A 10,122-nucleotide genomic window follows, 5' to 3' on the forward strand; every position below is an offset into this window, starting at 1 on the left:
GGGATCGGTCAGAGGAGGACCGGTTCGCGCCGGAACGGTTCGGTGGCGGGGTCGCAGGCCGGGGTCTGCTTGCGGAACTGGCCCGGAGGCGTCCCGAAGTCGCGTTTGAACGCGGCCGCGAACGCGAACTCGGAGGCGTACCCGACCTGCCGGGCCACGGTCGCGAGCGGCGCGTCGGTGTCGGCGAGGAGCCGTGCGGCGAGCGTGAGCCGCCACGAGGTGAGGTAGGCGAGCGGCGGCTGGCCGACCAGTTCGGTGAACCGCCGCGAGAACGCCGACCGCGACAGCCCCGCGACCTCGCCGAGCGACGCGACGGTCCACTGCCGTGCGGGGTCGGCGTGGACCGCTTCGAGGGCGGCCGCGATCGAGTGGTCGGCGAGCGCCGCCGCCCACCCGCCGAAGCCGCATTCGGCGGTGCCGGGGCCGAGGAGCGCCCGCAGCAGGTACATGAGGACGGCGTCGAGGAGCGCGGGCACGAGGGTGTCGCCGCCGCGCAGTTCGGCGGTGAGTTCGGTGTCGAGCATGGCGATCGTGCTCGCGAGTTCGGGTCGCGCGCCCGGGTCGGACGGGATGTGGACGAAGTCGGGGAGCCCGCCGATGAGCGGGTGGGTGCGGTTGGGGGCGAGTTCGTATGCCACGCAGAGCATCACGTGCGTGGCGTCGGGGTCGTCGAAGCGGATCACGGCCCCGTCGGGGCTGTGGCCCGGCCGGCAGCGCGGCCCCGGCGGCGTGTCGGGGGCGTCGGCGACGAGGTGCGCGCTGCTGCGGGGGACGACCAGGGCGTCGCCGGGCCCGAGCTTGAAGACCTCGCCGTCCTCGGTGACCGCGACGGCGGTGCCGCGCACCATGAGCTGCACGCCGAAGCCGTTGAGGCGGCCGAAGCAGTGGTCCGACCACGGTGCGGCCCTGGCGAAGCGGGCCGCGAACGGCCGGCCGGTCCGCAGCACCGTCATGACATCGCTGAGCACGTCCATCGGTGAAGCCTAGCCGGGCCGGGACGATCGGACATGAAGCGAGGACGCTCGCGGATTGGCGTGCGGCCCTGCGGAATCTACCGTCGATGATGTTCCCCGGAAACGAAGCCCAAGGCAGTGGAGACAAATGATGTCCAAAATCGACAGTGAAGCCCCGTCCGAGGCGCGCCGCGCAGTCCCGGTCTGGCGTCCGCGGCTCATCGCCCTCGTGGCCGCCGCCGTCGCGGCCGGCCTGACCGCCGTGGTCGCCTCGGCCGCAGGCGTGGAGATGCAGGCCGCGAACCCCGGCCAGGAACCGATCGAGGTCGGCTTCGTCCCCGGGGCGTTCATGACCCTGATCGCGGGCGGCCTCGGCTGGATCGCCCGCGCGCTCCTGGACCGCTTCGCCCCGCGGAAGGCCGTGCTGCTGTGGCTCATCGGCGCCGGCGTCGTGTTCGCGGTCGAGATGGTCCCGCCGTTCTACACCGAGGCCACCACCGGCACGCGGATCGTCCTGATCGCCATGCACGTGGTCGTCGCGGCGGTCCTCGTCCCAGTCTTCGGCCGCCGCCGGCCCGAAGCCTGACAGGCGACGTGCGGGCCGGCCGGGCAGACGGGACCCGGCCGGCCCGCGTTTCTCATCCTCAGCAGTAGAGATTGGCTCCCGGGGCGACGCCCAGGATCGAGGTGAAGGACTGGTAGTTGCTGACGCGGCTCTGGACCTGGGCGGGGTTGCCGCCGTTGCACTCGATCGAGCCGTTGATGGACCGGATGGACTCGCCGAAGCCCGCGCCGGAGGTCATCGCGGTGTGGCCGGTCATGGTGCCGGGGCCGCTCTGGGTGTTCCAGTACCAGAGGGCGGTCTGCCATGCGACCGTGGCGTTCTGCTCGACCAGCCACGGGTTGGTCAGCAGCGGCAGGCCGAGGGCGCTGCCCGCGGCGTTGTAGTTGAAGTTCCAGCTCAGCTGGATCGGGCCGCGGCCGTAGTAGGCGGCCTGGCCGGCCGGGCAGCCGTAGGACTGGCTCCAGTCGCAGTAGTGGGGGTAGTTGGCGGTGTTCTGCTCGACGATGTGCCAGAGGCCGCCGGTCTCGTGGGAGACGTTCGCGAGGAACGCCGCGACCTCCTGCTTCTGGACGGTGGCGCTGCCGGTGTTGCCGAACGCCGGGTAGGACGCGGTGGCGTTGACGAAGCCCTGGTAGGTGTAGAAGGAGTTCCGGTTCGGGAACATCTGGTTGAACTGGGCCTCGGAGACGTCGAGCCCGGCGGGGGTGCCGGGGTCGGTGGAGCCGCCGCCGCAGGCGACCGGGTTGCGCCAGACGCCCCACTGGCCGGTGGTGCCGGGCGTCTCGCCCTGCGTCCACCACTGGGCGGTCCAGTTCTGGCCGCCGTAGGAGGCGACGTTGCCCTGGGTGTAGACGGAGCTCGCGTTCCACGCTGCGGCGCAAGCGGTCTGGGCATTGGCGGTGGACGCCGAGATCCCGGTGGCCAGGGCCAGTGCGAAGACGAACGAACCGATCAGTGCGAGCACTTTCCGGCGGGGTCGACGGAGCATTGGATCACCTCATATCATAAAGAAGCCTTCCTTATAGATAAATGTAACTTTATCCTCGGAACGGCACAAGAGCCTGCAAACGGGTTCCTGCGGAAATTCCTAGACGGCGACGGTCAGCGGCCGTCCGAAGCGGACCGGCACGCCCGGCGAGTACAGCACGCTCGCAGGAGCCGCCCCGAGCTTCGCGAGCCCCGCGGCGGCCACCAGGTTCTCCTCGCATTCGAGGAGCTCCGCCCGGTGCAGCGGCCACCGCGGATGCACGTTCGGTATGTACCGCAGCCGCCCCGCGATCACCGTGTGCAGTCCCCATCGCGCCGTGAGGAAATGCTCCAAAGCGGTCGGCTCCGCCAGCGCCTCGCCCTTGCGGACCTTGATGCGGCTGTACAGGTCCCGCGGCCCCGGCCAGCGCCGGTCACTGCGGTACGCGACGGTGTCTCCCTCGTGGCGGATGCCCATCCGCGACCACACGTACGGCAGCCGGAACCCCGTCCGCGCCGCCAGCACCGGCACCAGCCGCGCCGCCTCCAGGGACCGGAACACCACGCCCCGGCGGCCCTCGCCGTCGACCGAGTACAGCCGCACGTTCGTCTCCGGGAACGTCCCGAAGTACGGCGTCCCCGGCAGTGAGAACCAGCCGACCCGGTGCATCCGGAACGGCACCAGCCCCGCATAGGCGGCGCCTTCGAACAGGTCGGGCACCGTCCCGGGCGGCAGCAGCCGCGCCACCGCCGCCGGCTCGACCTCCCAGTGGACGAACGCCAGCTCCAGCCACGACTGCGTCATCAGCGTCCGGCCGATCGCCCGCGGCGCCTCGGCCGTGACCGGTTCGGGTTCCACGCGAGGCGCCCTAGACCGGGACCGCGCCCGTGTCCGGGTCGCGGGCGGTGATGCAGTACTCCAGGCCCGCCGGGTCCCGCAGGACCTGCCACCAGTGGTGGCGCCGGACCGCGGTGGCGCCCAGGGCCACATGCCGCTCGGTCTCGGCGTCGACGTCGGAGCACGCCAGGTCCACGTGCGCGGCGCTCGACCGGCCCCGCTCGGCGGTGTCCAAGCGCTGCAGCAGGAACCGCAGCGGCAGGTCCGGCGGTGAGATCAGGCGCCGGAACTCCAGCGACCGCGTGCCCGCCTGCGGCCAGCCCGTGAGGCTCTGCCAGAACACCAGCTCGTGGTCGAAGGCCTGCGGCGGGACGTCCACGCACAGCTGGTCGGCTCGGGAGCGCTGGCCGCCGGGCCACGACTCGGGGGCGGGCACTTTGGCCTCGCCGTGGTGGCGGACCAGGCAGAACGCGAAGCCGCCGGGGGAGCGGAGGACGACCAGGCCCGGTTCGGCGAACACGGGGGCCGCGCCGAGCACCTGCGCCCGTTCGGCTTCGGCCTCGACGTCGTCGACGTGCAGGTCGAGGTGGTTGCCGCCCTTGCCGTCCCGGACCCGCTGCACCCGCAGGTACGGGTCGCCGCCCGGCGGCACCAGGGTCGCGAACTCGCCCTCGGGGCCGCGGCGCGGCGACAGGGCCGAGCCGGTCGCCTTGAGCCAGAAGGCGATGCCGTCGTCGGCGCGGTCGGCGGGGAAGTCCCAGAACGCGGTGGTCCATCGAATCGCCATGTCCAGAGACTAATACGGATGGCGACGAGATTTCGCGTTCCCGCGTCTTCGGGCCCGTTGCGGTGGTATGGGCCCGCCTCCGGTCCTCAGCCCGGACTGCCCGTTTCCCCAGCTTCCTCGCAGGTCGGCGATTAGGTTGGGAATGTGGACGATTTCAAGAGGGCGGGCAACGCCGTCCACGGTGCGCGGCGCGTGTGGGTGCCGCTGGCCGTGGTCGGCGTGCTGCTCGCGTTGACGGCCGTCGAGGGCCTCCTCGCCAAGGCCCTGCCCGACAGCGAGGCGCTCGCCGCGGGGACCGTGATCGAGTTCGGCAGCGACCGGCAGGTCTCGGTCCAGGTCGGCGAGGGCTGGACCCTCGACAAGGCCGCAAGCGACGTGAACAGCACGCTGGTCTTCCGGCAGGGCGACGTGGCCGTGCAGCTCAGCAGCATCGTGTTCTCCGCCGGGAAGCCCGACGGCGTCGACCAGATGTGGGACGGCATGGCGCGGACCCTGAAGATCGAGCAGTACGCGGGCACCGACGTGTGGCTCGGCGAGCCGACCGGGTTCGACACGAAGTCGATCTCCGGCGGCCTCTACGGGAGCCTCCAGGTCGGCACCGCCATCGGGACCGCGTTCGTCATGCCCGCCGAGGACGACTCGGAGGCGGTCGAGGCGCGGGTCCTCGGGCCCTTCGACGCCGACCAGGGGCACTGGGCCGCCGCCACGCAGATCATCGACTCCGTGGCCTTCGACGACGAGGGGGACGCATGACCGCCGCCGTTCAGCCCGCGGTGCTGCACCGGGCTTCCGTGGACTTCAGGTCCGTCGCGTTCTGGGCGATGATCGCCGTGTCGGCCTTCGGGCTGTGGACGCTGAAGAAGAACTTCGTGCCCGCGATGGCGGCCTTCCCGCCGAGCGCGGCGCTCAACACCGCCGTCCTGTGCCTGTCGCTGGCCGTCGGCATGTGGCTGGCCCGCCGGATCCTCCGGCCGGTGCAGGCCCCGCGCTGGTCGGGGACGTGGCTCGCGCTCATGTGGGGCGGGCTCGCCGCGTGCGGGCTCGCGGTCGTCCTGAACGGCCGCCTCGGCTCGGTCTGGTCCCAGGCCCTCGACCTGGAGGCCGCCGGGAAGTGGTCGGCCGCGCTCACCGCGCCGATCGACGAGGAGCTCGCGAAGGTCGCCGGGGTCGTTCTGCTCGCGGCCGTCTCGACGCACCTGGTGCGCAGCGCCGCCGACGGGCTCGTCTACGGCGCCCTCGTCGGCCTCGGCTTCCAGGTCGTCGAGAACTTCACCTACGGGCTCAACGAGATCGTGACCTCGGGCGGGGTCGACCCGTTCGCGGCGACGTTCCAGACCCTGTGGGTGCGGATCGTGCTCACCGGGATCGGCTCGCACTGGGCGATGAGCGCCGTCGCGGGCGCGGGCATCGGGTACCTGGTGAGCGCCTCGGGCCGGTCGGCGGCGCGGCGCATCTGGACCGCCTTGGGGTGCCTGCTGCTCGCGATGGCGATGCACTTCGTGTTCGACAGCCCGCTGCTCGGCGGGGTCGCCGGGACGCTGGCGAAGCCGGTGCTGAACTTCGTGATCGTGATGGCCGTCTTCATCGTGGTGCGCCGCGGCTTCCGGGCCCGCTGGGCGGTCGTCTCCGCTGAGGAGGTCGCGGCCGGGGCCCTCACCGAGGACGAGGCGGGGAGCCTGTCGCGGCGCCGCTCGCGCCGCCGGTACCTCCGCGCGTTCCACGGGAGGGAGCGCGAAGCACAGGCGCGCCTGCAGCGGCAGCAGTTGGCGCTCTTGGAAGAACGGGTCCCCGAACGCCTGCCGGCCGCGGCGGCGGGTCCATGGAGGGACGCTGTCGCGGCGGCCCGGGCTTTGAATTGAGCGTGTCACGGAGGGTCTCCGCAAATCGGACCCCCGGGGACCCCCCATTTCAATGCTGCCAGGGAGGTCCGACGTTCCCGGTTCGAACAGCGCCCGCTCAGCGGAAGCTGAACGCCGCCCGATCGAGCTGCACCGACCCGGGGCACAGGAACGAGCCCTGGACCTTCTTCCCCGTGTAGGGCCCGCCCACGTACTTTCGGGGCAGGGTTTCGCGGGACTGGCCCTCGCGCTGGAAGACCACATCGGTCGCCTCGTACCCGCACGTGAACCCGAGCTTCGCGCCGACGATGCGGATGACGTCCGCCGTCGCGGTCCCCTCCGCGTCGTCGAAGGCGATCGATGTGTCGCGCCCCAGCCGGAAGTCGATGCTGCCGGAGCAGTCGAAGTCCACATCGTCGGAGTCGATCCGGACCTCCGCAGGCGGGGCCGCACCCACCGGCACGTCCCGGACCTCGCACGTGCCCTTCCGCTCCGAGAGCGTGATGTCGGCGGCGTGCCCGGCCTCCCCGGCCGGAGCCGGGGCCGCAATGATGAGCAGGAGCGCGGCGGCGGCCGCGGCGATGAGCGGGAAGCGGAGTCGCAAGGGGATCGGACCTCTCTCGTGCAGGGCGCATCGGATCGAACGCCTCGGATCGTAGCCGCCGAATATCCGGTTCATCCTCGTTTCAAGGGAATCCTGTCGGCGTCCGGCGATACCGAAGCAGGGCCCGCCGCGACCAAAGTATCGCCCCGCACTCCCGTTCCCCTCCTTCCGAACTAGTCCTTCAGGATTACGTTTCCGCAGGTAGGAAGGCATATTGTAGGCTGGGTCCGTTCGCATCCAACGGAAAGGCGGCGGCCCGATGCCCACCGAGAAGACCACCGGCGACCGCACCGTCGTCGCCGACGCGCCCTGGACCGTCCCGGCCGTCTACACCGTCCTCCCCATCCTCGGCGCCGCCCTCGGCTGGGGCCTCACCCTCGTCGCCGAATGGATCACCGGGCTCTCCTGGTTCCCCTTCCAAGGCCTCTTCGAACTCTTCCTGCGCCTCCCCGACCCCGTCGAACTCCTCGCCGGCATCGCACTCGGCCTCGGCGTCGGCGTCTTCCTCGCCCTGTGGGTCCACAACGAGATGCTCACCGTCACCGTCGACCGCGACGGCATTCGCCTCAAACGCGGCGACTTCGACGAAGCGATCCCACGCGGCGACGTCGCCTCCGTGTTCGTCGACGACAAACTCCTCGTCGTCCTCGGCCACCGCCGCCAAGAACTCGCCCAAGTCCACTTCGACCTCAACCGCGACCAGCTCGCCGCCGCCCTGCGCCGCCACGGCTACGGGTGGCTCGGCGCCGACCCCTACGGCGCCCAGTTCAAACGCTGGGTCCCCGGCGCCGACGGCCTCCCCCGCGGCGCCGACGCCCTCCTCAAAGCCCGCGAGCACGCCGCCGAGAAGTCCAACGAGAGCGACCTGAAGGAACTGCGCGAAGAACTCGCCGCCATCGACGTCGTCGTACGCGACCGAGACAAGAAGCAGTACTGGCGCCTCGCCGACCCCGCCCAGACCCGGTAGCCCGACCCCGTCGATCGCCCGATGCGGAAGCGCCCCGCCGGTGGCACCATCGAGCGCATCCACCGGAAAGGCGCTCCCATGACCGTGCTGCTCATCTTCGGACTCGCGATCCTCCTCGCCGCCATCGTCCCCGGCCCCGACTTCGCCATGGTCGTGCGCAACACCGTCATGTCCGGCCGCGGCAGCGGCATGTGGACGGCCGTCGGCATCGGCCTCGGCATCGCCGTCTGGGTCGTCGCCACCTCGATCGGGCTCGCCGCACTCCTCGCCGCCTCCGCGCTGGCGTTCACCGTCGTCAAGCTCGCCGGCGCCGTCTACCTCGTGTACCTCGGCGTCCGCTCGATCATCACCGCCGTCAAGGAGCGCCGCCGCCCCGCCGCCGAGATCGAACTCGACCGCGAGATGAGCCGCTGGGCCGCGTTCCGCTCCGGCCTCCTGTGCAACCTGCTCAACCCCAAGGCCGCCGTGCTGTTCACCGCGCTCATGCCGCAGTTCCTCGGCACCGGCGAGGACGGGCTCGTCATCGCCGAGCTCGCGGCCGTCGGCATGGCCGTCTGCGCCGGGTTCTACCTCGCGCTCGCCAACCTGATCGGGCTGATGCGCACGATCCTGGAACGCCCGAAGGTGCGCGCCTGGCTCAACGGCGCGACCGGCGCCGTCATGGTCGCACTGGGCTTTCGCGTGGCCGCGAACTGAGGCCCGTTCCGTTGCGGGCCATGGCGGGACCTACTCGCGGGGGAGCCGCTCGCGGGCGCCCGGAAGCGATGAGGTGAGATAGCAACGCGGTGGCCGGCCGACCGGACCTGCGCGCTTGCGGGAGTGCGCGGAACCGGCAGACCGGCCGCCGTTCCTGTGCGCGCGGAACGGAACCGAGTGGCGAAAACGCTTTCGCGCCTGCACAATCTCCCCATGAACGAATTCGAGCTGGAAGCCGAGATCGCGGCCTACTACGAGCAGGGCGGCGAGCGGGAGCGCCTGAGCCGCAACGCCCGCGGCCGCCTGGAGTTCGCCCGCATGCAGGACCTGCTGCGGCGCCTCCTGCCCGGCGAGGGCCTGGACGTCCTCGACGTCGGCGGCGCGACCGGCGTGCACGCCTCCTGGCTCGCCGCCGACGGCCACAAGGTGACCCTCGTCGACCCCGTCCCGAGCCAGGTCGCGGTCGCCGCCGGACTCCCCGGCGTCGACGCGCTCGTCGGCGACGCCCGCGACCTCCCTTGCGGGGACGCCGCTTTCGACGCCGTGCTCCTCATGGGCCCGCTCTACCACCTGACCGACCGCGAGCACCGCGTCCAGGCGGTCGCCGAGGCGCGGCGGTGCGCGCGCCCGGGCGGGATCGTCGCGGCCGCGACCATCAACCGCACCGCGGGCTGGTGCGACTACCTGCTGTTCCAGGCGGGCGGCAGGGACAAGGGCATCGGCCCCGAAGCGAGCCTGCGCGTCATGCGCGAAGGCGTGCTGCGGTATTCGGACCAGGACATCTTCACCACCGCCTATCTGTCGCACCCCGGCGAGGTCGCCTCCGAGTTCGAGGATGCGGGCCTCGCCGCTCCCGACCAGTACGCGGTGCAGGGGTTCCCCGGGTACATTCCCGAACTCGAAGGCCTCGTCGACAACGAAGAGGTCCGCGAGCACCTCATGGAGGGCCTGCGGATCATCGAGCGCGAACCGTCCCTGCTCGGCGCCTCGAACCATCTGCTCACGGTCGCCGTCGTCCCCGAGTAGCCGCGGGGCGCCCGCCGGGCGCCCCGCCACCGGTTGAGACGGTTCACGCGGCCGACATCCGGCGGCGCTAGGGTTCTCTGCCATGTGGAACCGCAGCTTTCTCATCCTCCACGGCGTGGAGAACCGCAGGCCCGCAGGGCACTGGCAGCACGAACTCGCCCTCGCCCTGCGCGGGCGCGGCGAGCAGGTGTTCTACCCGCAGCTGCCGGACACCGACCGGCCCTCGCTCGAATCCTGGACCGAGGCGATCCTCGCCGAGCTCGCGCTCATGCGCGGCGAGAAGGTCGTCGTCTGCCACAGTCTCGCCTCCACCGCCTGGCTCCACGTCGCGGCCGCCGCCCCGGCCGCCGCCGACCGCCTGCTCCTGGTCAGCCCGCCCGGGCCGGCCGCCTTCGACTGGGACGTCATCGCCGGGTTCGACCCCAGCGGCCTCGACTTCGGCGACTTGAAGCTCTCGGACCGGACCCCGCGCCTGGCCTGCTCCGACGACGACCCGTACTGCGTCGAGGGCGCCGCCGAGGTCTACGGCCGCCCGCTCGGCTGCGACGTCGACGTCGTCCCCGGCGCCGGCCACATCTCGCTCGACGACGGCTACGGGACCTGGCCCTCCGCGCTCGCCTGGTGCCTCGATCCCGCGGAGCGGTTGGCGCCCAACCGCTGAGGTTCCCGCCGGGTCGCGTTCGGGGGCTTCCCAACCCGCTGCGGCGGTGCCAGACTGAACAGGCCCTCAGGGCCATGAATGCACAGTCTCGGGACGCGAGCGCACAGGGAGGCGCCATGCGATGGGTCCGGATCGCCGTCATCGGCGCGTTCCTGCTGGCCGCCGCGACCGCCGCTGTGGCCGGCAGCCTCGCCGGCCGCGACGCCGCGCCCGAGGCCGCC

General features: G+C 71.8%; 12 protein-coding genes. 7 read left to right on the forward strand and 5 right to left on the reverse strand.

Annotation, left to right across the window (positions count from 1 at the left end; all coding sequences use genetic code 11):
* Positions 1–8: 8 nt before the first annotated feature.
* Positions 9–974: an AraC family transcriptional regulator gene (locus tag DI269_RS22210; RefSeq protein ID WP_112139956.1), complete on the reverse strand. Its 966-nt coding sequence runs from the start codon at positions 972–974 to the stop codon at positions 9–11.
* Between the two features lie 130 nt (positions 975–1,104).
* On the opposite strand from DI269_RS22210, the gene DI269_RS22215 reads away from it, so the two are divergent.
* Positions 1,105–1,539, forward strand: a complete 435-nt coding sequence (locus DI269_RS22215) for a DUF6069 family protein (protein ID WP_157975156.1) — start codon at positions 1,105–1,107, stop codon at positions 1,537–1,539.
* A gap of 58 nt (positions 1,540–1,597) precedes the next feature.
* Here DI269_RS22215 and DI269_RS28435 read toward each other — a convergent pair whose 3' ends face one another.
* From DI269_RS28435 to DI269_RS22230, 3 genes are all read right to left on the reverse strand, one after another.
* Positions 1,598–2,506 (reverse strand): glycoside hydrolase family 19 protein, encoded by a 909-nt coding sequence (locus tag DI269_RS28435; RefSeq protein ID WP_112139961.1) that lies wholly within the window; start codon positions 2,504–2,506, stop codon positions 1,598–1,600.
* A gap of 99 nt (positions 2,507–2,605) precedes the next feature.
* Positions 2,606–3,289 (reverse strand): YqjF family protein, encoded by a 684-nt coding sequence (locus DI269_RS22225; RefSeq protein WP_112139986.1) that lies wholly within the window; start codon positions 3,287–3,289, stop codon positions 2,606–2,608.
* 64 nt (positions 3,290–3,353) lie between these two features.
* Positions 3,354–4,109, reverse strand: coding sequence for a VOC family protein (locus DI269_RS22230; RefSeq protein ID WP_112139963.1), 756 nt, complete (start codon positions 4,107–4,109; stop codon positions 3,354–3,356).
* 144 nt (positions 4,110–4,253) lie between these two features.
* On the opposite strand from DI269_RS22230, the gene DI269_RS22235 reads away from it, so the two are divergent.
* Both DI269_RS22235 and DI269_RS22240 read left to right on the forward strand, forming a co-directional pair.
* Entirely contained in the window at positions 4,254–4,862 is a 609-nt protein-coding gene (locus DI269_RS22235; RefSeq protein ID WP_112139965.1) for a hypothetical protein, read from the forward strand.
* On the forward strand, positions 4,859–5,968 hold the full coding sequence (locus DI269_RS22240) for a PrsW family intramembrane metalloprotease (protein ID WP_112139968.1): 1,110 nt from the start codon (positions 4,859–4,861) through the stop codon (positions 5,966–5,968). Before DI269_RS22235 ends, DI269_RS22240 begins: the two co-directional genes overlap by 4 nt.
* A gap of 97 nt (positions 5,969–6,065) precedes the next feature.
* Here the strand turns inward: DI269_RS22240 and DI269_RS22245 are convergent, their stop codons facing one another.
* Positions 6,066–6,551 (reverse strand): hypothetical protein, encoded by a 486-nt coding sequence (locus tag DI269_RS22245; protein ID WP_157975158.1) that lies wholly within the window; start codon positions 6,549–6,551, stop codon positions 6,066–6,068.
* A 259-nt stretch (positions 6,552–6,810) separates the two neighbouring features.
* On the opposite strand from DI269_RS22245, the gene DI269_RS22250 reads away from it, so the two are divergent.
* The 4 genes from DI269_RS22250 (at position 6,811) to DI269_RS22265 (ending at position 9,901) form a co-directional block, all read left to right on the forward strand.
* Positions 6,811–7,518, forward strand: a complete 708-nt coding sequence (locus DI269_RS22250; protein ID WP_112139973.1) for a YqeB family protein — start codon at positions 6,811–6,813, stop codon at positions 7,516–7,518.
* Between the two features lie 78 nt (positions 7,519–7,596).
* Complete coding sequence (locus DI269_RS22255) at positions 7,597–8,214, forward strand: LysE family translocator (protein WP_112139987.1); 618 nt, start codon at positions 7,597–7,599, stop codon at positions 8,212–8,214.
* A gap of 213 nt (positions 8,215–8,427) precedes the next feature.
* Complete coding sequence (locus DI269_RS22260; RefSeq protein WP_112139975.1) at positions 8,428–9,240, forward strand: class I SAM-dependent methyltransferase; 813 nt, start codon at positions 8,428–8,430, stop codon at positions 9,238–9,240.
* A gap of 82 nt (positions 9,241–9,322) precedes the next feature.
* Entirely contained in the window at positions 9,323–9,901 is a 579-nt protein-coding gene (locus DI269_RS22265; protein ID WP_112139978.1) for an RBBP9/YdeN family alpha/beta hydrolase, read from the forward strand.
* The last annotated feature ends 221 nt before the right edge of the window (positions 9,902–10,122 follow it).

It is taken from the genome of Glycomyces dulcitolivorans (genome assembly GCF_003265355.1).
GTDB lineage: Bacteria > Actinomycetota > Actinomycetes > Mycobacteriales > Micromonosporaceae > Glycomyces > Glycomyces dulcitolivorans.